Below are 22,203 nucleotides of genomic sequence, written 5' to 3'. Positions count from 1 at the left end.
TGCAGATCTAGTTGGGGGCTTCATGGAATTAGACATAAATGACCTCCTCGTTATGATAACGCTTACACGTTTCAATTCTTATCGTAGAACGTGTTCGGCATAAAAGGTAGTGGCTATCTTTATATCGGATTGTGTAATTTTTGGAAACCGAATAAAATGATCATATTGTGAAATCTTCTCATCCAAAGGAGCATTCCTATGAATCTATCTGATCTTCAGAAGCACCTACCATCCTTGAATAACGTGACCGAGATGACACGGATTACGAAAGGATTCTCCTTCGATAGTAAGTACTTTGTATATGAAAATAGCGAAGCACCTCTCTATGTCTTACGCACGGCCCCTCTGGAGCAAATGAAAAGGAAGGAATCAGAATTCGAAGTTGTCGCTAACGTATTTGATCGTGGGGTAAAAACTTCGAAACCCCTGCAATTCGGTTCGATCGAATCGCTCGATATTTGCTATATGCTGCTGTGTTATATAGAAGGCGAGGATGCCTTTGATGTATTACCTTCCTTATCGGATGATGAACAATACCAAGTTGGTCTAGAAGCTGGACGAGAGCTGCGTATTATGCATGACATACCTGCTCCTCACTCCGAAGACTGGTATGATAACAGATTCTCCAAACATATTCGTCAATATGAGAGCTATCGCAAATGCGGTGTTAAGCTGCCCGAAGAGGGCTCCATCATTTCTTTTATTAATCACAATGCAAAGTACATGCGCAATCGCCCCAATCGCTTTCAGCATGATGATTTTCACACGAGCAATCTGCTCATTCATAATCGCAGCTACGCGGGGGTCATAGATTTTAACCGATACGACTGGGGAGACCCTTACCATGATTTTTTGAAAATTGCTTATTTTAGCCGCGAAATTAGTATCCCTTTCTGTAGGGGGCAAATACTAGGTTACTTTGATGGCAATGTTCCGGAGGAGTTCTGGCGATTGTACGCGCTTTACACGGCTATGATTATTTTTCCGACAGTTACGTGGACGCTGCAGGTGATTCCTGAGCAACTCCAATCCATGTTGGGTAGGATTCGGGTTGTATTAGATGACCATCAAAACTTTGAGAAATGTATGCCTAATTGGTTTATTTCGGAAGCTAGTACGGCCAATCATATTTAACAACACATAGTTCCTGTCGACTGACATATACAAGCTTATCTTACATACAATGGAGATGTACAAGATACTGCTTGACTATGGGGGAGCTATGAAGTCAAAAACGCTCATGATTTTACAAATCGCCGCTACGTATATGGGGACTGTGGTGGGGGCAGGATTTGCCTCGGGGCAGTCCATTATGCATTTCTTCACGATCTACGGAGCGTATGGCGGAGTTGGTATAGGGATTGCAACGGCCTTTTTTATATGGATTGGGACGAAAATGATGATCCTCTCGCATCGACTTAAGGCGTCTTCTTATCAGGAGCTGAACGATTATTTATTTGGTGGTTTTTTTGGAAAAGTCGCGAATACCTTGACGTTTATCATCCTATTCGGCGTGACCGCTGTGATGATGTCGGGTACTGGTTCTATTTTCGAGGAGCAGCTGAGACTGCCATATCAATTTGGAATCATCATTAGCATGTTACTGTGCTACTTGGTTATGAGCAAAGATATGCACGGGATTCTAGCCATTAATTCTCTTGTGATGCCGCTGATGCTGTTCTTCATGGTGCTTGTGATCATCCGTGTTGTTGGGTTAGACGGGATTGGGGGAGCTGCGAATTGGCAAGAGCTGCAAGCAAGTACCCATTTGAAATGGATCATGAGTCCGTTTACGTATGTCGCCTTAAATTTCGCCTTTGCTCAAGCAGTTTTGGTGCCGTTAGGCAGTGAGGTGCAGGATGAGAGCATTTTGAAATGGGGCGGCCTGTGGGGAGGGATTGGGCTTGGTGTTATGCTGATGATCAGTCATTTGGCGATACATTCGCGGATGCCGGAAATTTTGAATTTTGAAATTCCGATGGCTGAGATTATACGTGGGTTTGGACGGTTCTTCCATGTTCTATTCATCCTGGTTATTTACGGGGAAATCGTAACAACGTTAATTGGAAATGTATTCGGAATTACCCGACATATTGGGCGCATACATCCACTGCCACGCAATTGGGTCGTTCTGGGTATTTTGCTGATCTGTTTAGGCATTAGTCAGGTTGGTTTTACTTCGCTTCTTACATATCTATACCCCCTCTTCGGGTACATGGGGATGATCCTTCTAATTTTTCTAGTAGGAAGACCTTTGCCTAGTAAATAATTAACATCATAAATGAAGGAGCTTTGGTTATGTTGGTTCAAAACATTGCTGATATGGGAATCCGTCGTTTAGGCCATATGGATGTTCCAGCTATTCGAGCACTGATGGTTGATGTTGTATCTCGTCTTGCATCACAAGAACTTTTTGCGAAGGACGATGAACAGTACCTGAACGCTCATATCGAGGAAAAAGGTGAAATCTACGGCGCTTTTCATAATGGGAAGCTTGTAGCTTACTCCGCTCTGGCGTTTCCGGGTTCGAGCGAAAGTAATCTGGGCAGGGAGTTTGGGGTGCCTGAGTCAGATTTAGCATACGTAGCGATTCTCGATGCAACGATCGTCCATGAAACCGTTCGTGGCCAGGGATTGCAACGCTACTTCCATGAATTGCGGGAAGGGCGAGCGCGGGAGAATGGCTGCCGATACCTCTATTCCACTGTTCATCCCGACAATGTGGTGAGCAAACACAATCTGGAAGCCGCAGGGTTCGTCCTTCAATTCACCCGGCCAATGTACAATGGTAAGCCAAGGCACTGTTATGCCAAATGGATCTAATCAAAGTATCAGGGAAAAGAAATAATTTTTCCATTGATGTATACTTGGGATCTATTTGGGTAATACTATTCTTTATTGCGTTAACAATGAAATTAGAAGTAAACCTGTTTACCGGATAATGTTCGAATTATAAATGTATCCATATTGGAATGAAAATTGTTGAAGTATTGCCTGCAATATGTTTAATTTCTCCTTTCGGATAAACGCATGAATGAAGAAGCTGTGGTCATAGATCCAGCTTTTTTTGTGCTTTTCACGGACTGAAAGGGAAGAGTCAGACAAAACCTCGGTGTATATGTTAAAATAAGGAAAGTAAATGGGAAGAAACTGACCTCGAACCATTTCGTCAACTTAATGCGGATTCGGATTATATGCGGGTTACGAAGCAGGAGGATTATGTTTTTAAAAATAAGTAAAGTAATTTTAGCGGTAGTTATTATTGGTCTCTCTCTTTATAGCACAGTGACTCAAAACTTTGAACTCATGCCGTATTTAATGTTGTGCCTTTCTGTATTCAGTTTAGTAGTAGGACTAATTGAGCTTCAAAAAGCTCGAAAGGGCTATATAGGATATATTTTTATGATAGCCTCAGTATGTATTATGTTTACCTCCATACAAGGCTTCTTGATCAGTTAACACCTACCCTTATTCTTCATGGTTGAAACAGTTTTGGAGGTGGGCAATGAGTTTGCGTAATATCCTACTATCATTTGTATTTCATGTACTTATCCTAGTGATGACAGGCATATTATTTCGAATGGGTAATCACCCGGTGTTACTGATTGTCGTGATGCTGTTAGTCGTAGTTGGCTATACAGTACTTGGGAACATCTTTCTTCAACCCCTGGGTTCAGTCGCTGGGAATCTTCTATCCGTCTCATTTGTAAGCTTAGTCGGTTTCATAATTGGGTTATATGCATGGATGTTCCCGAGTATGATGGGATGGAATTGGATGCTATTTTTAGGATATTACTTGTATATATTTGGATTGGTAGATGCGCTAAATTCGGATCCTGGACCACATACTACGTTTTGGTTTTTTGTAGTACCTTCCTTGTTTCTATGGATCGGCCTACAGTTAAAAGCATCAGGTCATCCAATTAGCGGTTCTCACAGATCGTGATGGCGTTGACCATCGTAGAGTAGGTGCCACGCCCAGAATTGAAAAATACAATAGAGCATCCTTTATTATCGAATTGAACCACTCGATCGGAAATGCGTGCAAATGTGCAACTATTTCTATCGGTACGTCCCAAGTTGGCAGCTTTGACCGCTTAAGCATTTCTTTTCCGCGCCCAATATTGCTTCCATTGAAAATAGATGAAGCATCCGAAGCAAAATCCGCTTAACGCCAGCACGACAGCAATTGTTAACATACTTAATGTGATGTACGCAAGCGTCGTGATATTTAAAAGCAAAGCCGTCATTGTAACGATGAGAAAAAGGATGGCTAACAAGTTGTTGAAACGCAGCAGCTCGCGGCTTTCCGTTCGTGTGCTAACCGGAAAAAGTGGAGAGAACAGCCGGACAAATAGATTGTATTTGACACCGTAAGTACGACTAATTAGCTGAACAATTAACGGAAGGATAAGAATCCAAAGCTGCTGACTAAGAACACTGGCCAGAATACTAAGCAGAATTCCTAGTTGATTACCCCGCACGTAATGCAAGGGCACCTCATCTACACATTCGTAATCACCACGCCAAAATTGGGTCTTCATCTTCATCCTCCATTCACAATGAATACTGATTAACATCATTATATACTAATTCATAGTATTCTGATAGGAATAAAAGAAAATAATGTTAACGTGGATTTTTCATAAACATACTCGGGGTCATGCCCTGCCATTTACGGAACTGATTCGTGAAATGGTTATAGTTTTGAAAACCAACGTCATAACAAACGTCCGACGCACTGCGTCCCGTATGGGCTAGCATCATAACTGCTTGTTGGATCCGCATGCGATTCAATGTATCGATAATGGAGTAGCCAGTGCTCTCTTTGAAAAGGTGAGATAATCTCGACGGGGAAAGACCGACGGTCTGGGCAAGATCCTCAAGCCGAATCTGTTCGCGCATCTGTTGAGATAGGAGATGAAGCACTTCTTCGATGCGGGGGTCCATTTTGCGTATGCTTTTTTGCGCCATGATCAGCAGGATTTCTCGCAAGGAGCTGCAACAGAGCTCGAACCAATATTCGCCGCGTTCCCGTGAATCTGCCAATATACGGGCAAATGCTGTATAAATCCGTTCCTGTAAGGAATCATTCTCTATAGTAAGGAAGACTTGATCTTCCTGCGGAAGCAAGTTAGTTTCCGTGATGATGGAAGGAAAATGTGCCCAAACGAATTGCCAGGTTTGGCTCTTCATCGTGCCATAATGATGAGGGGTGCCAGGCGCAAGTAAGATGATATCGCCTTTGTTGCAAATACGATCGATGCCGTGTTGTTTGACGAAGCCAGACCCTTCCAACGTGAACATGACTAGCCAATCATTGTGACCATGGGGGCGTTTAACGGCGTACGTATCAGGTTCAATGAAGTGACCGGCAAGCAGTGCATTAACATCCAGTATCATAAAGATAAGTTCCTTCCCTAAGGTGAATAAGATGGTATTAAGTATACCATGCAATAGCAGGATTGTAGGAATGTTTAGCAAGATTATTACTTCTATGTGACCGGTTATTTCGATATGCTAGAGACAAAGAAATAAAGGTTCAATTGGAGGGAATAAGGATGACACAATCACTTATTAAATTAACGAAGGAACAGAAACAGCATTTTGAGACTGAGGGTTACGTGATCGTGAAGGGGCTATTTTCAGGGGATGATTTGGCTAAAATTGATGAAACCTTCGAAGCGATCAGCGATCAGACGGTTCCGGGATATTTTGAACCAGATCTATCGACGGAGGTCGTCGATCCGCTGAAACGCTACCCGCGTGTCATGCACCCGCATCGGTTTAATGAGACTGCGAAAGCCTTCATGCTGCATCAGCCGGTATTAGAGGTCCTAGCAGATTTATATGAGGAAGAAGCACTTGCTGCGCAAAGTATGTTTTATTACAAACCGCCAGGCTCTCGGGGGCAGGCGCTTCATCAGGATAACTTTTATCTGCAGGTGGAGCCAGGCAATTGTATTGCGGCTTGGACAGCTATTGACGCGGCCGATGAGGAAAATGGTGGGTTGCTCGTTGTACCGAAAACGAATGCGCTCGAAATCTCATGCCCCGATATCGCAGATTCGAAGGAATCCTTTACGACTCACTATGTGAAGCCGCCGAAGGACGAGAAGGCGATGCCGGTCATCATGGATCGCGGTGATGTCCTCTTTTTCAATGGCAATCTGATTCATGGTTCTTATCGAAATAAGACCAAGGATCGCTTCCGCCGCGCATTCATTTGCCATTATGCCAATGCCTCTGCGACGCATATTAGCAATCATTACCGACCTTTGTATCGAGCAAATGGGGAAGCTGTTTCCTTGGAGATTAACCCAAGCGGCGGTCCTTGCGGCGATGAATTTGAGACCGTATATCCACATTAATTAGGATTAACGAATGACCGGAATCGTTTCTAAGGCATAGTTTATGGCCTGGGGACGATTCTTTTTTTGCAAAGGAGCGGGATTTCCATAGGATTTCGCTTGACAGCTTAAATGGTTCAATTTAATCTAAAGGTGCTAGTTAAACGTTTAACCGATGGAGTTGAAACATAAATGAGTAGACCTAAACAAGTCACAATTGTAGAAGTGGCAGCAGCAGCTGGTGTATCGATTGCCACAGTCTCCAATGTGCTGAATCGAGGTGGGATTCGTTCGTCTAAGGAGACGATTCGCAAAGTCGAATTGGCGGCAGAGCAATTAGGATATCGACGGAATACCATGGCAGCAGGATTGAGTCGTAACAAAACCTTTGAAATTGGCCTCATTGTTCCTGGGTTGACGAGCTATTATGGACGGTTAGCGGAGGTTCTACAGATGGAAGCCCATCATGCGGGCTATCATTTATCCGTATTTTCTTCAGGCGGATTCGATCCGACCATTGAACGAAGGAACTTAGAAGTGTTACTGCAGCGAAGAGTGGATGGACTCATCTGTCATGGTTTAGCGATGGGGAAGGATTCCACACGCGCCATCGTAAATAGCGGCACACCGCTAGTGCTCATTAATGGCTGGGGTTGGCCTGAGGGTATTGCCGTTGGTGCTGTAAATTTAGGCTTTGCCGAGGCTTGCAGACAATCAACGAAATTGCTCGTGGAGCGTGGCTGCGATGAGCTCATCTACGTGGGCAGCAAGCACTCGAATGTGATTGATGAACAGCGGCGGAATGGATTTCATCTAGGTTTACAACAACTGACCGTGGAGATTCCTCATCGCATCGTCGAAATGAAGGAACTGGACGTGGACGCATTTCTCCATGAGGTGATGGCGGGTCCAACGCAGCGAACGGGGATTATCGCCTTCGATGATCACGTGGCATTAAAGCTGCTTTCAGCTGCCAATAGGCAAAAGATCGACTTCCCAAACCGACTACAAATGATCAGTATTAATAACGACTATATGGCTATGCATAGTTACCCAGGCATCTCCAGTTGGGGCATTCCTTATGAGCTTCAGGCGCAAATGGCCATCCATAAACTGCTTCATAAGTTTGGACATGCCGTAGAAGCAAGCGAGGAGCGAGAATTTGAAGTCCCGCTTATTTTTATCGAACGAGAAACAACTCGGTTAGTTTGAGTAAAGAAATACGTCGCAGTCTCCTTTTGTGGGAGGTTGCGGCGTTTTTTTGCGTGAGCAAAGCAAGGGCATGGGGAGCATGCAAGTCGATTTATTCGACTTGCGTGTGCGAAGCAAGGGCATGGGGAGCATGCAAGTCGATTTATTCGACTTGCGTGTGCGAAGCAAGGGCATGGGAAGTGCGTAAGTCGATTTTTTCGACTTGTGTGAGCGAAGCAAGGGAATTTGAGGTGCGTAAGTCGATTTTTTCGACTTGCGTGAGCGAAGCAAGGGCATGGGAAGTGTGTAAGTCGATTTTTTCGACTTGCGTGAGCGAAGCAAGGGAATGTGAAGCATGCAAGTCGATTTTTTCGACTTGCGTGAGCAAAGCAAGGGCATGGGAAGCATGCAAGTCGATTTTTTCGACTTGCGTGAGCGAAGCAAGGGCATGGGAAGCATGCAAGTCGATTTTTTCGACTTGCGTGAGCGAAGCAAGGGCATGGGAAGTGCGTAAGTCGATTTTTTCGACTTGCGTGAGCGAAGCAAGGGCATGGGAATTGCGTAAGTCGATTTTTTCGACTTGCGTGAGCGAAGCAGGGGAATTTGAAGTGCGTAAGTCGATTTTTTCGACTTGTGTGAGCGAAGCAAGGGAATGTGGAGACGAGTTAGTCGACAACGTCCAATGAATTCCACACATTTAACTCATTTCTGCATTATCTCCACTATTTCTTGAAATCGTCTGCTAGTTTCGCCCATGTAACCGACCTATACTAAGAACAAGTAAACGTTACCAAATAGCTAAACTAGCAGCAAAGCATCAAATGTTTAGCGTTTCCGCAACACGTTTCCCGTTTCACGCATTACATGTTACGTTTTCGCAACACGTTTCCTTACAAGTTACGTTTTCCGTCTGACGCCTTACGAATCACGCTTTTCGCATCACGCTACACAGCTCACGAAAGTATAAATAGGAGGGGTGCTTTTACAATGAAAAAATTGACGCTACTAGGACTCGCCACCATGTTTGCGCTTACAGGATGCTCAGATAATAAAGCCACAGAAACATCAGGAACGGCAACAAGTTCCCCCAATGCTACGGGAACAGCCAAGCCAGCTAAGCTCGCATTGAACTGGTCTGTAGCCAGCGGATACTTAGCGAATGTGACCTTACCTTCTGGGGACAAAGATTTCGTGAAGAAGGCTATCGAAGAGAAATTCAACGTAGATTTGAAAATTGACTATATGGTACTCGGCAAAGAGTACCATGACAAGCTCAATGCCACGTTGGCTGGAGGAGCTGCTCCTGATCTTTTCATCGCGGGCGGTGCAGAGTCGCAGAAATACATTACAGATGGTATCACGGCTAATCTAACGCCATACTTCACGAAAGAAGCTGTACCGAACTACTTCAAATGGGTGTCCAAGGATGAAGTAGACTCGTTCCAGCTCAAACAAGGTGAATTCACGCGTGCTATTGATCCTTTTCAACGTAATACCTATATAGCTTGGTACATCCGTCAGGACTGGTTAGATAAGCTGGGACTTAAATCCCCCAAAAATTACGCCGAATTGACCAATGTCATGACGCAATTCACCAAAGGTGATCCAGATGGCAACGGGAAGCAAGATACGTATGGTTTCTCAACAGCAGGCGGTGGTGTAACCTTGCCTTTCGACTTCCCACAATGGTTAAACAACGGGTTCGTCGCGGATTTCCAAATTGCTGACAATAGCTACGTTGATAATCGCACTGACCTTAAGGTGCAAGGTGTTCTTGAACAAGTCGTGGAGTGGAACAATGCAGGGATTGTAGATCCGGATTGGTTCCTGAATAAAGCACCTGCGCAGTTAGATAAAGCTGCTCAAGGTAAAATAGGCATGTTCTTCAGCGGCGATAAAAACGTTGCCTTGGACAGCTTAGCGACTAGCGTACAAAACCGCTCGAAAGCGCTTGATCCTAAAGCGAATTGGCAGCCTATTTTCCCGCTGGATAAGCCGGTCCTTTGGAAATACAACGTACCTGAAGCTACGATCTTAATTAGCAAAACAACGGCTGACAAAACCCCTGACAAAGTGAAGCGCTCCTTGGAAATTCTCAATTGGCTAACAGGTGAAGAAGGATTCCTGCTCACGCATTATGGTCAAGAAGGCAAGCATTATACCAAATCCGGCAACAAGATTACGTTGAACGTGGCTAATTTTGAAGCAGATATCGCGAAAGCTGGCAACTGGTTGAACGTGTACGCTGCCTTTACACCAGATGAGCCGAATATACTTGGATTTGAGCTGATTGATTCTCGTATTTCTGAGCATGATCGTGCGATTTTGAAAACGGTTGAGAGCTATCCGAAGCATAACGCGCTGCCTCCTGTGAGCTTAGTTCCTCCTAACGGCATTAATATCGGAGATTTCCGCAAAGAAATGAGTAAATTTCACATTAAAGCGGTGCTTGAAGACAAGAGCGGCAAAAATTGGCCGCAATACCGCGAAGAGCTAATGACGAAATACAAAGGTAGAGAGATTTTCACCGAGTATACGAAGCAAATTAACGGGGCACTGAAGGATAAGAAACTGAACGATTTCAAATAAATGTGGCTAGGCATCGAGGGGAACCCTAGGAAAGTTCAGGGGTTTCCTTCTGCCTTCTATCTGGATCAGACAACTAGGAGGAGATGGCGATGGCGGAAACCATAGCTGCAAGACAAGAGAAACCTACCGTTTCACGCCCGATGAGGCAGGGTAAGCTACGCAGCATATATCTCAGCAGATGGTTTTACCTCATGATGATTCCTGGGTTGGTCTATTATGCGCTGTTTCATTACGCTCCGATGGCGGGGGCTCTAATTGCATTTCAAGACTATAACCTTATGAAGGGTATCTGGGGAAGTCCTTGGGTAGGGTTCGATAATTTTCGTGTCATTTTTGACAATCCTGAATTTGTCCGCATTATGAGAAACACCTTAATAATTAGTATTTACAAAATCGTTGGCAGTATGGTGCCGGATGTGATCCTTGCACTGATGTTGAATGAAGTCAGGGTCAGATGGTTTAAGCGAGCTGTTCAAACGATTACGTATGGGCCTTACTTTTTATCATGGGTCATTGTGTATGGTTTAGCTTTTTCCTTTCTCGCTCCAGGCTCTGGTTTAATCAGTACCTTCGTGCGCGATATGGGTTGGGGATCGATTGATTTATTAACGAATAAGGATTTCTTCAGGCCCTTGCTGGTTCTGACTGAAATTTGGAAAAATACTGGATTCGGAGCAATTATTTACTTAGCAGCTCTAGCATCAATTAACCAGGAACTTTATGAAGCTGCCGTCGTGGATGGTGCAGGCCGTTGGCGTCAGCTCTGGCATATTACGTTGCCGGGTATTCGTGATGTGTTCGTGCTCCTGCTGATTATTCGCATTGGCGGCATCTTGGATGCAGGCTTTGATCAGGTTTTCATCTTTTTAAATGCACGTGTCTACGATGTTGGAGATATTGTGGATACTTGGGTGTATCGCTATGGCTTTGAGCGCCTAGAGTTCGGTGTGGCTGCAGCCATGGGCGTGTTCAAATCAGTCATAGGGCTTGTGCTCGTGATAGGCGCAAATAGGCTTGCTAAGAAGCTCGGGGGCTCGGGGATATGGTAACAGCATACAGCAATTTTGGAAAAGGAGGGGATTCGCATGTCTTTTGTGAGTCATAAAACCAAAGGGGATCATGCAGTAGACGTGGCGATTTATGCAATCTTGGGCTTTTTCGCCTTGATCACGTTATTCCCGCTCTACTATGTTGCTATCGTCTCCGTTACACCTTATGTGGAAGTTATGAGAAATGGCGGCTTCGTGTTATGGCCCGAGCACATGACTTTTCAAGCATACAAAGAGATATTCAGCTCTCCACGTATCCCGCAAGCACTGAAAATTACGGTATTTATCACGGTAGTAGGGACGACGCTGAATCTGATTGTGACGACACTTCTGGCGTATCCGTTATCCAAAAAGTCAGTGCCAGGCCGCAATTTTATTCTGATGGCGCTTGTGTTTACGATGATTTTCAGCGGGGGGATTATCCCGCTTTATATTATGGTGCGCAGCCTTGGCTTATATAATTCGATCTGGGCACTTGTGATACCCGGTATGGTATCCACCTTTAATTTATTGATTGTCAAAACCTACTTTGAGAATCTGCCTACGGAAGTAGAGGAAGCTGCGAGAGTTGATGGCTGCGGTGAATTAGCTACGTTATTTCGGATCGTTCTACCGTTGTCTGCGCCTATTATGGCGACTATTGGTCTGTTCTACGGCGTAACCCATTGGAATGAATATTTCAAAGGAATCTTCTATTTATCTGACAAAGCACTCATGCCGATGCAGGTCGTGCTCAGAAGTATGATTCAAACACCGAATGTCTCTACGGAGCTGTCGATTAATTCACTCGTACTGGACGCCTTACCGCCAGAAACGATCAAGATGGCCGTCGTCGTTGTGGCGACATTGCCGCTGCTAATCATATATCCTTTCTTGCAAAAGTATTTTGTGAAAGGTGCATTGCTGGGCTCAATTAAGGGGTAATGGAGGATTGGAACATTTATGAAAGCAGTCATTGCACGGGAAGGCAGCGTGGATATCATTGACCTGGAGGAGCCGACGTTGGAAGCTAACTACGTGTTAGTGGAAACGGCGTTTTCTGCAATCAGCCCAGGTACCGAAATGTTGCTGAAGGATATGCGGTCTAACGAGCCCATTTCATTAGGCTATAGTGCCATGGGTCAGGTTAGGGAAGTTGGAACAGGTATTTCGCATGTGAAAAAAGGGGACCGCGTCGCCTGTTATGGTTCACCGTTTGTCCGTCATGCCGAGCTTCTCAAAGTCCCGAAGCATTTGGTGGTCCCCTTGCCGGAGCAAGTGGATGCCCATGAAGCAGCTCATGTAGGGCTCGGCGCTATTGCCATTCATGCGTTAAGACAGGCCGATCTGCGATTCGGCGAGTCCGTCCTCGTTGTTGGTTTAGGCATACTTGGCCAGATTGTGTGCCAAATTGCCGAAGCCTCGGCGAACATCGTGATCGGCATGGATCGTGTAGCCGAGCGTGCGGAGAAGCTAACCGCCTCCGGCTCTAGGTTTGTTTTTGATGGAGAGGAGGACATGGTACGTAACCTTCCGGACATTACCGGAGGAGCTGGTGTGGATGCTGTCATTCTGTGTGTCGGTGGCGGCAACAGTGGGATGATCGATAAGGCGTTGGGCTGGATTCGCGATAAGGGGAAGGTTGTCATCGTAGGTGATGTAAGCATGGCGTTCAATCGGGAGCTGATGTTTCAAAAGGAAGCGCAAATCCTTATTTCCCGTGCAGGTGGACCTGGGCGATATCTGGAAGATTACGAGAGGAAGGGCATCGATTATCCGATCGGACTTGTTCGTTGGACCGAGGGCCGCAATATGGCCGAATATATTCGGTTATTGGCGGAGGGGAAGCTGAGCATCGCGCCATTGATCTCGCACATTTTGCCATTGGCGCGTATCCGAGAAGCATATGACTTATACCTTGAAGCGCCACAGCAAGTGCTGGGCGTCGTTGTTCGTTATGGAGATTTTTAGCGCGAAAGCTAGTTAAATCTCTATTAATTTTCTATACTACTTATAGTGCATATTCAAAAATAGGGGGATCTGGCATGTTTCGTCGGCTAAGAAGGACTAACTTCATTTCCAGCGTCTCCACTAAGCTCTTCATTCTTACCTTCATGTCGGTTATCGTGCTGTTTCTGGTGATCGGCGTATTCAGCTACCAACGGCTGTTTGAGCCCATCAAGCAAAACAACGAAAAAGTGCTGCAAGGCTCTGTTGTTCAAGTCGAAAACTATATTAAAACCTTAATGAATAATATACAAACACAATTGATTTTCCTCTCCACGCCAGTTCTCTATAATATGGGGGAAAAGGATTTCGTCCAGCTCATGGAAAATGTGTTTTCCTACCATCAGGAGGAGATCGCCAGTATTTATGTGATCGAGGATGGCAAGGTACAGATTAGCTCTCCTTATGGGTATCGTGTATATATCCCGACAGATCGCATAGCCGAGATCACCAATCAAACGAGTAAAACGGGCTTCTGGTGGAGCCCTCCTCATACGATCAATGACCACTTCGTCCTCACCGTCGCTAAGCAAATCGACAACCGGCGAGTGGTGGCCATGGATGTCAACTTAAATGCGCTGACCGGTCCACAAATTATTCAAGATGATCCGGACATTCAGCGGCGCATCTATTTGTTTACAGGACAGGGCGATTACCTCTCCACGAACACGTACCTAGCGTACCCGAAGACGTATCTCAATCATTTGGAAATGAAAGAGGCGTTACAGGTACTAACTCAGCAAAGTGGTACTTCCTTTAACACCGTTCAAACCTCATTCGGCAACTATATGGTCCTTAGCTCCAATCAAAACCGCTGGGATTGGTTCGTCTTCTCCGTTATTGAGGAATCGCAAGCTTTTCCTTTACTGGAATCACTGAAACAGCAGTTGGTATTTGTGTTATTAGTGGCGATCATCCTTGCCTTCATCCTATCTGTATGGATTACGAATTATATTCGCAAACCTGTGATGGCTATCACGCGACAATTCAAAGCGGCGGCTCGCGGAGAGTTGGAAGCTCGCATCAAGCTCAAACGCAATGATGAGTTTACGCATATTGCCAATGGCTTTAACGGCATGATGGATGACATTCAGTCCTTGTTTGACGATTTGCGCGTAGCAGAAGAGAAGAAACGACATCACGAGCTCAAGGTGCTGCAATCGCAGATTCATCCCCATTTTTTGAATAATACACTCAATGCGATCTATTGTCTGGGGGAAACGGGACACACGCAGGAAATGTGCGAGATGATTCGCTCATTGATGGGTTTGCTGCAATACTCAACAGACAAGGTAGGAGACATTGTAACGGTCGAGGATGAATTAGCGCAATTGGACAATTACGTACAGATTATGAATCTAAGGTATGGGGACGTATTTGTCGTGGATATTGCAGTGCCAGAGATCTACAATTCGACGCCGATCCCGAAACTGACGTTGATTACGTTGGTGGAGAACAGTATTTTTTATGGACTCAGTAAAGAAGGGGTCAATCATATTATTGTTTGTGGCAAAGAGCATGAAGGAGACAGCGTATTGTTGGAAGTGTCTGATACAGGACCAGGGATTGCGCCGGATAAGCTGAAGCTATTGCTAGAGGAAACAGGCGCAGCCAATGCGAATAAAGGCTTGAACAATTTGGGCATGCGGAATGTCCAAGAGCGACTACGGATGACGTTCGGGTATCTGTATGGGCTGCATTTTGATAATGAACCGGATGAAGGGTTAACGGTGACGATTCATCTGCCTGCCGGAGAGCCGAGAGAGCAAGGATAGCGCCTTGGAGAGGGGACGAGACGATCATGCTGAAAATATTGATGGTAGATGACGAGAAATGGGTAAGGGAGCGCTTTGCGCAGCGTATTCCTTGGTCGGACGGGGGATTTAGTTTCATGGGCGCAGTTTCAAGCGCCAAAGAAGCAATCAGCATGATCGAGCGGGAAGTGCCCCATTTGCTGCTCACGGATATTACAATGCCGAATATGAACGGGTTGGAGCTGGCTGCCTATGTGCGGAAAAGGTGGCCGCGTGTCCGAATCGTTATTCTGACCGCTTACGGTGAGTTTGAATATGCGAGGCAGGCGATTGAGATTGGTGTTGATAATTACTTAATTAAGCTTGCGCAAACGCCTGAGCAAATTCTTGAAGCTTGCCGCAAGGTAGCTGAGGACCTGGAACAAGAGCTCGATATTGATCACAAGCTGGAGAAGCAGCTTAAGCTTGAACGGGAAAAAGAGTGGACGCGGAAACGCCAATGGACAGAGCGAATGCTGGAGGGTGATGGAAGTACGCAAGAGCTTCCAGTGCCAAGTGAATGGCTTGCGGGTGTGGAATCCGCGAGTTATGTGGTGGGTATTACGTTGGGATGGCGTGTGACAGGAAGTGCCCAGACAAGAAATAGGGATTCAAGTGCGATGATAGCCTTGGGACAAGGGGATGCATCACTTGAGGAACTTGTGCAGCTGCAAAGCCAGCTTGGGGAAGTACTTGAAGCCAAACTGGATGCTCAGGTGTTAGGTGATGGTAACGGGGTAGCTATTCTGCCCCTGCAGCATAGCCAATTGCTGCTGCTAATCGGATCCAAGCGAGAAGTGCCAAGCTTTCATTTGAACCAACTAGCCAGAATGGCGCAGGAGGCGGTAAGTAGCATTGCTCCTGTGAAAAGCCTCGTTCATATCGGATCTGTAGAAGAGCTTATGAAGCCAGGATGGACAGGGAAACAGTTAGCCGACCTTATGCGTAGAGGCAGGGATGGGCTGGCTGCGTATTTCTATTCCGAGGGTGAGAAACCCTCGATCGTGCTTCGTCGACTCGATGCGCAGCAGACGAGGGAGTGGACGGCGGCAGTCGTCAAGGCCTTGCAGCGTGAAAATGCGGAGGCTTTCCGGGAGGCAGTAAGTGTGATGATCACGCTAGGCGTGCCACCGATCCATCCGGGGGATCTGCTCCGTTTGACGAGACAAATGCTGCAACCTGAACTTGTGCGATTGCCAGACGCAGTCGTTGCTAGGTTGAGTGGCATGGATCGGTTGACGACGTGGAACACGTACTGTGAGTGGTGGTTGGCAACCATTGACACCATCTGTGAATGGTGGAATCAGCAATCGCAGCCTCCGGGAACTGTACGTAAAGAAATCCAATGGATGTGTCGCTACATTCGCGAGCATTATCAGGAGGATTTACAGTTGGCAGAGCTTGCCAAGCTCGTTCATATGCATCCCTCGTACGCGGGTCAGATGTTCAAACAGGAGATCGGCGAGAACTTTCTGGAATACGTGAACCGGGTTCGTATGGAGAAAGCAAGCGAGATGCTGGAGCGAACCACGATGAAAATATATGAAGTATCCGGCGCAGTTGGCATCTCCGACTATCGCTATTTCTGTAAATTGTTTAAGACCCATACAGGGGTAACCCCGACGCAGTACAAGAGTAAGATGGGGTGAGTACGCAAGTGAAGAACCCTCGCCTCGAGGGATCGCGTGGCGGGAACTGAGGGCGGGGAGCAGGCTAGGGGACCGAAATTCGAAACTCGGAATTGATCCTCGGCCCAGCCCCGACCCCGACCCAACCCAACCCAACCCAACCCAACCCAACCCAACCCAACCCAACCCCTGAACTCGAAAACTCATTCCTCGCAAATCTTCCGGCCGTGGGTTACCATTACGCCTCACGACAGCGGTCACCGTAACAACCCCCCCCCAACCCTATTCACACCTTCCACCAAGTCATACATGTATTTTATGTAGTTAATTTCGCCAGTTTAATGGAAATATGAGGTATAGATGTATTTTATGTAGTTAAATTTAGACGATAAAGTGAAACTGGTTGTTTTGGAGGAAATTAACTGTACATTTTCCATCTAAATCGAAATTGAGGCGAAATAGTTGAGAAATAGCTGTAGTTTATCCCGTTAATTGGTCTAGCGGGTCACGCCAAGAAGCTTCATCACTGGAATCCTTGATCCCAGAAGTAATATACGTGTTAAAGTGCACAGCAAGTTGCAGATGGTGGATAGTAAGCGGGGTGAATGTGGAGAAAAATGTGTTCCAAAGCGAATACGAGGGAAGTCAAAAGCTTTTGTCCTAAATGAAGTACAATATCGATTATCTCCTAGGGAATATATGGCGAAGCGTATACGGTAAGGAAAAGACGTAAAAAGGCCCGGTTGTCCATTACAGGACTTTCGGGCCTATTCGTAACGTAAACCTATTTAATTGTGTATGGCAGCTTAAATGTCCAGAGCAATGTGCCATTTTCTGGCGTCGTGCTGTCAATGCCGAAATCGTTATCGTTCGTGATGGCAAGCGTATCACCATTGATGAGCGAAACACCTTCAATTTTCTCATAAGGGAACTTGAATTGTACGGCATCCAATATGGTTCTCTTCGTTGTAGGCAGGACACCATTGGCTTTCAGATCAGCAACTGTCATTTGCTCAATTGTTTTACCTGCTGCTGCAGATGTGTCGTACTTGCCGATAATATTGGTAGCTGTGGATAGGTCAATGGCATAAATGCGTTTCAACTGCGCTTTATCGCCAGAGAATTTATCCCGCTCATCAATTAACAGCGTATTCTCGTTCACAACAACCATATCGGAGATGACGATATCGGCTTGAGTAAGATCTTTAAATTGCTTCGCATCCTCTAGGACGTATACGAACTCGGCAACAGGGTTAAGCGTCGCTAGGTCAAACTTAATAATTCGAACCTGACGTGAATTGTCCATGGTCTTATCTGGACTACGAAGCGCATTCTGCATCGCCATGAACATATATTTACCATCTGGTGTAATGCCAACAGCTTCAGCTCCACGGTTCTGACGAAGTTTGTTGTAAACTTCAGGCAGCGTCTCGCGGGACGGAACAAGCGAAGCGGAGGTCTGACTTGACCAACCTTTTGGAACAATACGCTCAATGATCGTTCCGTCGCGCTTCACATGGACAATGGATGGACCGTATTCATCGGAAATCCAGAAAGAATCGTCCTTCGGATTGTATGCCAAACCTTCGATATCCAGTCCATACGGGTCGTAAGCTAGTACCTTTTCACCTTTTGCATCATATGGCTCTTCATCGCGCCCTTTAATGTTGGGCAGTCCCGTGATCGTAGCTTTGCCTGACACAGGGTCAATACCTGACAGCTTCAGAGGGAACTTGTCTAAAATGTTGATTTCGCCTTTACTAACTTCAATTTTATAAATCGTCGGTGTGTAGTCTGGAAGTGGGAATGTACGCACTGTTTTACCGTTAATTGTAGGTTGTCCATTTGGCCCGCGATCAGCCGTCGTATAAAATACATTATCAGGATCACCTGGCAGGTGAGTTAACGAGGAGCCTACGCCCATTTTGATGCCTTCTGCAAGATTGGCTGCCTTTAGCTCGTATTTACCAGTCAAAACAGGCTTATCGGTCAAGGAGACACTGTTGCGAAACTCATCCCAATCCACATACTTATCCATGGCTTCTGACAGTGCTCGAACGGGCATGTACAAACTGCCGTCCAAATTGACAGCTGGTGCAGATGGCTTAATCACTTGTCCATTGCTCGAATACGTTACATTCTCGGAGGTTACTCCGTTCACTTGCTGAGCCGTTACTGTTCCCGAAACAGCCACAGGAAGAGCAAGCAGTAAAGATGTCAACACGATCCATTTACGTTTCATTTGTAGTAATTCTCCCCTCGCTATTGTCCACATTTTTCTTTACTTCTTACTTATACCAAAGTAGTGTAAGGGACATGTAAATTTAATATTACGAAATTGTAAATTTCAGATCGACATCTTAGGTTGTCTCCACTAATCTATCCAGAAGCAATTGTGATATACTGTATACGGTGTATACATTTTAGGAATGCAAGGATAATGGAGGATTGAACAACATGGAGATCGGCGACGAGATCGATGATGAAATTATAAAGAGCTTACCCTCAGGTGTAGCTCTAAGCTGGGGAATCGTTAAGCCGTCCCGCAGAGGCCCGAAGGGTGAGCTTAGCATCAAAAAAATCGTTGACGCAGCGATTGCCATTGCTGACAGCGATGGACTTGCGGCTGTGTCGATGAGCAGGGTAGCCCAATCCTTGGGGTACACGACGATGTCACTATATCGTTACATTACAAGTAAGGAAGATTTGCTCGTGCTGATGCAGGATGCGGTGTGTAACATTCCAATTCCACCAGAGGTTTCAGGTAAGCCATGGCGCGAGGAAATGAGGGAGTACGTCTGGGTTTGTGTAGATGTGTTCCGGAAGCATCCTTGGTATAGCGATATTCCGATAAAAAGCGTTCCGCTCACACCAAACAATCTCTTCGTGATCGATTGGATGCTGCGAATTATGAGGGATTTTCCGTTGAATGATTTTGAGAAAATGTCGTTCCTACTGCTTCTAAGCAGCTATTCTAGAGCATGCGGTCTGATTGTAAGGGACATGGACAAAGCCATCCGCGATGGCGCGAGTCCGGAAGCGTTCAGCGGCATGCCCTACGGAGCCGCACTGAAGCAGCTGGTCAAACCGGATCGTTTCCCCAATCTGCATCCGATCTTGATGGCCGGAGCTTATACAGATGAGGTAGAGAATCCGATCGGTAACGATCTGGATTTCGGACTTGAGCGGATTTTGGATGGGATTGAGGGGTATTTGAAGGGGAAATGAGCGGGGGGGGGGAGTAACAATGGGGACGAAGGGGTGACGAGCCCCTCCTCGATGCCTATGCTCATGTGTGCCTTGAACAAAACAAACAGCGTCCCGGTATTGCCGAGGCGCTGTTTGTCATTTGGTTATCCGTATGAATAGCGCTATGCCATAACGTTATTTGGGCATATTTCGAATCTTTTCAGGGTAAAGGATGATGGTATAACGTTATTATGCCAGAATGCAGTGCAGACAGGGGCGGAGGGGGCTAAAATGCTCTCGTATGGCTCTGAAAAATACAAATCGAGTAAACCTCCCAATATAAAATGCGTGCGAAAATGCAACTATTTTGTCCAGTGTAGCTCATATTGGCCTCTCAAAAGGTCTAAAGGTTGCACTTTCGCACTAATTTGTCTAGTTTGAGGCGTTTTCCCCGAAAATAATAAGTGTACTTTAGCATTTTTGCCCGCACTCGCACAGCACTACAGCACCGCCATGCTAACCAATTTTCCAGGGGATGAATCTGTGCAGCAAGGGCAGGAGTTGGTTTTACTGCCCGCCATTTCTACGGAATGCGAGGATACACCAGCCGATGGCAATGATCAGCAGTGCGGCGCACCAACCGATGGCCCACCAGCCGTTGTTCAATACCGGCGTGCCGGTTAGCAGTCCGCGAATCGTCTCGATAACGGGTGTAATTGGCTGATGGTTAGCGAACCCTTGCATCCAAGATGGCATGGTATTCGTTGGGACGAATGCGCTGGACAGATAAGGGAGGAACAGCAGGGCAAAGCCGTAGCCGCTAGCAGCGGAAGGGCTGCCGGTGACGAGGCCAATCGCGGCGAACAGCCAGGTAAATGTCAGAATGAATAAGATGATGACGCCAATGGCGCCAAGCCATTCGATGAATGAAGCGTTAGGACGAAAACCGACAAGCAAGGCAACGCCGATGACCATACAAGTAGCAAGCAAGTTTCGAGCAAGGCTTGCGGCGACATGCCCGGTAATAACGCTGATGCTGTTGATCGGCATCGTCCGGAAACGGTTGATAATGCCATTGGTCATGTCGGTTGCCACATCAACAGCCGTGCTGGATGAGCCAAAGCCTGCGCACAATAGGATGATGCCTGGCACGACATAGTTCACATAATTGCCGCTCGGATCAAGGGCACCACCGAATATATAGGTAAATAGGAGCATTAGCATAATGGGTAGCATAATAGCCATCATCAGCGACTCGATGTTTCGCAAGCTGTGACGAATGCTGCGTCCGATGAAGACGGTGTTGGTTGTTGCGAAAGAAGCAGGCTTTGGCATAGCTTGGAGATTGCTCTTATTCATAAGTTGGGTATTGTTCAACGGCTGTAGGTTCTTCAGCGATTGGAAATCATTCATACGAGGGAAGCCTCCTTGTGATTAGTTGTCGTCAACGCCAGAAAGACGTCGTCCATGCTTGGCTTGCGAATGAAGACGCGTGTTCCTGGCGGGCACGAACTCGCAATCTCATTCAATGTTTGGCTAACATCCTGAACAGTGCCGCTCGTCGGAATAGATAGAATGACTTCGTCCAACGCATTCCGGAGTTCAATGACATCGCTGCCAACGCGGGCTTTCAAGGACTCCGCGGAGCCGGATGCAACGATGCGTCCTTGATTCAGCACAGCAATTTCATCTGCAAGCTGATCCGCTTCTTCCAGATATTGCGTCGTCAACAGGATCGTCATGCCTTGCTGCTTCAACTGCAGAATCGTCTCCCACAGGGAGCGGCGGCTGACCGTATCTAAGCCCGTCGTCGGTTCGTCGAGGAAGATGACCGGACGACTAACGACAAGGCTGACCGCCAGATCCAATCTGCGGCGCATACCGCCGGAGTAAGATTTCACGCGCTTACCAGCCGCGGCTTCCAGCTCGAACTGCTTCAGCAGCTCCGCTGCTCGTAGGCGGGACTCGTCTGCAGTTAAACCAGCAAGCCGGCACATCATGATAATATTCTCGTGTCCCGTCAGCACTTCATCCACCGCTGCAAATTGTCCTGTGAGCGTAATCAAGCCACGGACCACTTTACGGTCAACGATCACGTCATACCCTTCGATTCGCGCAATCCCGCCGTCTGGCTCGGATAAGGTGGACAAAATGTTAATCAGTGTCGTTTTCCCAGCGCCGTTGGGCCCAAGCAGTGCAAATATCGTGCCTTTCCCCACCCTTAAATCAATGCCATCCAATACGGTTTGTTGGCCAAAGCTTTTGCGCAAGCCGCTTACTTCAATAGAATTCGTCATCATTCGTTATCTCCCCGTTCTTTGAATTGTGTTTCCTATAAACAGTGTATTGCATACTCAGTTATTTATGATCGTTCTCAAGACCGATATTGCACTCCGTCGCGCGTATTATTCATTGCGCCTCTACGCCG

General features: G+C 46.4%; 19 protein-coding genes. 13 read left to right on the top strand and 6 right to left on the bottom strand.

The window, feature by feature from the left end:
* Positions 1–198: 198 nt before the first annotated feature.
* The 4 genes from ASG89_RS03460 (at position 199) to ASG89_RS03440 (ending at position 3,946) form a co-directional block, all read left to right on the top strand.
* Positions 199–1,134 (top strand): phosphotransferase family protein, encoded by a 936-nt coding sequence (locus tag ASG89_RS03460; protein WP_057308910.1) that lies wholly within the window; start codon positions 199–201, stop codon positions 1,132–1,134.
* An 88-nt stretch (positions 1,135–1,222) separates the two neighbouring features.
* Positions 1,223–2,269 (top strand): hypothetical protein, encoded by a 1,047-nt coding sequence (locus tag ASG89_RS03455; protein WP_057308909.1) that lies wholly within the window; start codon positions 1,223–1,225, stop codon positions 2,267–2,269.
* 29 nt (positions 2,270–2,298) lie between these two features.
* Positions 2,299–2,823, top strand: coding sequence for a GNAT family N-acetyltransferase (locus ASG89_RS03450; protein ID WP_235549582.1), 525 nt, complete (start codon positions 2,299–2,301; stop codon positions 2,821–2,823).
* Between the two features lie 682 nt (positions 2,824–3,505).
* A complete protein-coding gene (locus tag ASG89_RS03440) occupies positions 3,506–3,946 on the top strand; it encodes a hypothetical protein (RefSeq protein ID WP_057308906.1) in 441 nt (146 codons plus the stop codon).
* 151 nt (positions 3,947–4,097) lie between these two features.
* Here ASG89_RS03440 and ASG89_RS03435 read toward each other — a convergent pair whose 3' ends face one another.
* Together ASG89_RS03435 and ASG89_RS03430 are read right to left on the bottom strand one after the other, a co-directional pair.
* On the bottom strand, positions 4,098–4,544 hold the full coding sequence (locus tag ASG89_RS03435; RefSeq protein ID WP_235549581.1) for a DUF4395 domain-containing protein: 447 nt from the start codon (positions 4,542–4,544) through the stop codon (positions 4,098–4,100).
* Between the two features lie 85 nt (positions 4,545–4,629).
* Positions 4,630–5,403, bottom strand: a complete 774-nt coding sequence (locus tag ASG89_RS03430) for a helix-turn-helix domain-containing protein (protein WP_057308983.1) — start codon at positions 5,401–5,403, stop codon at positions 4,630–4,632.
* Between the two features lie 158 nt (positions 5,404–5,561).
* Between ASG89_RS03430 and ASG89_RS03425 the strand changes: the two genes are divergently transcribed.
* A complete protein-coding gene (locus ASG89_RS03425; protein ID WP_057308904.1) occupies positions 5,562–6,371 on the top strand; it encodes a phytanoyl-CoA dioxygenase family protein in 810 nt (269 codons plus the stop codon).
* A gap of 171 nt (positions 6,372–6,542) precedes the next feature.
* The gene (locus tag ASG89_RS03420) at positions 6,543–7,562 is read left to right on the top strand and encodes a LacI family DNA-binding transcriptional regulator (RefSeq protein WP_057308903.1); all 1,020 of its coding nucleotides are present in this window, start codon (positions 6,543–6,545) and stop codon (positions 7,560–7,562) included.
* 142 nt (positions 7,563–7,704) lie between these two features.
* Here ASG89_RS03420 and ASG89_RS37430 read toward each other — a convergent pair whose 3' ends face one another.
* Positions 7,705–8,217 (bottom strand): hypothetical protein, encoded by a 513-nt coding sequence (locus ASG89_RS37430; protein ID WP_235549580.1) that lies wholly within the window; start codon positions 8,215–8,217, stop codon positions 7,705–7,707.
* A gap of 311 nt (positions 8,218–8,528) precedes the next feature.
* Here ASG89_RS37430 and ASG89_RS03415 point away from each other — a divergent pair, with 311 nt between their 5' ends.
* The 6 genes from ASG89_RS03415 (at position 8,529) to ASG89_RS03390 (ending at position 16,607) form a co-directional block, all read left to right on the top strand.
* Positions 8,529–10,130: a hypothetical protein gene (locus ASG89_RS03415; protein WP_057308902.1), complete on the top strand. Its 1,602-nt coding sequence runs from the start codon at positions 8,529–8,531 to the stop codon at positions 10,128–10,130.
* An 89-nt stretch (positions 10,131–10,219) separates the two neighbouring features.
* A complete protein-coding gene (locus tag ASG89_RS03410) occupies positions 10,220–11,179 on the top strand; it encodes an ABC transporter permease (RefSeq protein WP_057308901.1) in 960 nt (319 codons plus the stop codon).
* A 36-nt stretch (positions 11,180–11,215) separates the two neighbouring features.
* Positions 11,216–12,103 carry a carbohydrate ABC transporter permease gene (locus ASG89_RS03405; RefSeq protein WP_057308900.1) on the top strand — a complete coding sequence of 296 codons (888 nt, stop codon included), beginning with the start codon at positions 11,216–11,218 and terminating at the stop codon, positions 12,101–12,103.
* 18 nt (positions 12,104–12,121) lie between these two features.
* Positions 12,122–13,129, top strand: coding sequence for a zinc-dependent alcohol dehydrogenase (locus tag ASG89_RS03400; RefSeq protein ID WP_057308899.1), 1,008 nt, complete (start codon positions 12,122–12,124; stop codon positions 13,127–13,129).
* Positions 13,130–13,203: 74 nt separating this feature from the next.
* Positions 13,204–14,940, top strand: coding sequence for a sensor histidine kinase (locus tag ASG89_RS03395; protein ID WP_057308898.1), 1,737 nt, complete (start codon positions 13,204–13,206; stop codon positions 14,938–14,940).
* 26 nt (positions 14,941–14,966) lie between these two features.
* Positions 14,967–16,607, top strand: coding sequence for a response regulator transcription factor (locus ASG89_RS03390; protein WP_057308897.1), 1,641 nt, complete (start codon positions 14,967–14,969; stop codon positions 16,605–16,607).
* 763 nt (positions 16,608–17,370) lie between these two features.
* Here ASG89_RS03390 and ASG89_RS03385 read toward each other — a convergent pair.
* A complete protein-coding gene (locus tag ASG89_RS03385; protein WP_057308896.1) occupies positions 17,371–18,828 on the bottom strand; it encodes an esterase-like activity of phytase family protein in 1,458 nt (485 codons plus the stop codon).
* A 215-nt stretch (positions 18,829–19,043) separates the two neighbouring features.
* Between ASG89_RS03385 and ASG89_RS03380 the strand changes: the two genes are divergently transcribed.
* Positions 19,044–19,814 carry a TetR/AcrR family transcriptional regulator gene (locus ASG89_RS03380; RefSeq protein ID WP_057308895.1) on the top strand — a complete coding sequence of 257 codons (771 nt, stop codon included), beginning with the start codon at positions 19,044–19,046 and terminating at the stop codon, positions 19,812–19,814.
* Positions 19,815–20,342: 528 nt separating this feature from the next.
* On the opposite strand, the gene ASG89_RS03375 is transcribed toward ASG89_RS03380, so the two are convergent.
* Positions 20,343–21,134 (bottom strand): ABC transporter permease, encoded by a 792-nt coding sequence (locus ASG89_RS03375; protein ID WP_057308982.1) that lies wholly within the window; start codon positions 21,132–21,134, stop codon positions 20,343–20,345.
* A gap of 50 nt (positions 21,135–21,184) precedes the next feature.
* A complete protein-coding gene (locus tag ASG89_RS03370; protein ID WP_057308894.1) occupies positions 21,185–22,075 on the bottom strand; it encodes an ATP-binding cassette domain-containing protein in 891 nt (296 codons plus the stop codon).
* Positions 22,076–22,203: the final 128 nt, after the last annotated feature.

This window comes from Paenibacillus sp. Soil766, assembly GCF_001428105.1.
In the GTDB taxonomy this organism is placed as follows: domain Bacteria; phylum Bacillota; class Bacilli; order Paenibacillales; family NBRC-103111; genus Paenibacillus_E.
Note: the sequence above shows the minus strand (reverse complement) of the source record. Positions and strands in the feature narration are given on the sequence as shown.

Coding starts and splice junctions, on each gene's coding strand:
- ASG89_RS03460 (WP_057308910.1), top strand. CDS start 199: ATGAATCTATCTGATCTTCAGAAGCACCTACCATCCTTGAATAACGTG.
- ASG89_RS03385 (WP_057308896.1), bottom strand. CDS start 18,828: ATGAAACGTAAATGGATCGTGTTGACATCTTTACTGCTTGCTCTTCCT.
- ASG89_RS03425 (WP_057308904.1), top strand. CDS start 5,562: ATGACACAATCACTTATTAAATTAACGAAGGAACAGAAACAGCATTTT.
- ASG89_RS03370 (WP_057308894.1), bottom strand. CDS start 22,075: ATGATGACGAATTCTATTGAAGTAAGCGGCTTGCGCAAAAGCTTTGGC.
- ASG89_RS03415 (WP_057308902.1), top strand. CDS start 8,529: ATGAAAAAATTGACGCTACTAGGACTCGCCACCATGTTTGCGCTTACA.
- ASG89_RS03440 (WP_057308906.1), top strand. CDS start 3,506: ATGAGTTTGCGTAATATCCTACTATCATTTGTATTTCATGTACTTATC.
- ASG89_RS03435 (WP_235549581.1), bottom strand. CDS start 4,544: ATGAAGACCCAATTTTGGCGTGGTGATTACGAATGTGTAGATGAGGTG.
- ASG89_RS03410 (WP_057308901.1), top strand. CDS start 10,220: ATGGCGGAAACCATAGCTGCAAGACAAGAGAAACCTACCGTTTCACGC.
- ASG89_RS03375 (WP_057308982.1), bottom strand. CDS start 21,134: ATGAATAAGAGCAATCTCCAAGCTATGCCAAAGCCTGCTTCTTTCGCA.
- ASG89_RS03420 (WP_057308903.1), top strand. CDS start 6,543: ATGAGTAGACCTAAACAAGTCACAATTGTAGAAGTGGCAGCAGCAGCT.
- ASG89_RS03405 (WP_057308900.1), top strand. CDS start 11,216: ATGTCTTTTGTGAGTCATAAAACCAAAGGGGATCATGCAGTAGACGTG.
- ASG89_RS03455 (WP_057308909.1), top strand. CDS start 1,223: ATGAAGTCAAAAACGCTCATGATTTTACAAATCGCCGCTACGTATATG.
- ASG89_RS03400 (WP_057308899.1), top strand. CDS start 12,122: ATGAAAGCAGTCATTGCACGGGAAGGCAGCGTGGATATCATTGACCTG.
- ASG89_RS03390 (WP_057308897.1), top strand. CDS start 14,967: ATGCTGAAAATATTGATGGTAGATGACGAGAAATGGGTAAGGGAGCGC.
- ASG89_RS03450 (WP_235549582.1), top strand. CDS start 2,299: ATGTTGGTTCAAAACATTGCTGATATGGGAATCCGTCGTTTAGGCCAT.
- ASG89_RS03380 (WP_057308895.1), top strand. CDS start 19,044: ATGGAGATCGGCGACGAGATCGATGATGAAATTATAAAGAGCTTACCC.
- ASG89_RS03395 (WP_057308898.1), top strand. CDS start 13,204: ATGTTTCGTCGGCTAAGAAGGACTAACTTCATTTCCAGCGTCTCCACT.
- ASG89_RS03430 (WP_057308983.1), bottom strand. CDS start 5,403: ATGATACTGGATGTTAATGCACTGCTTGCCGGTCACTTCATTGAACCT.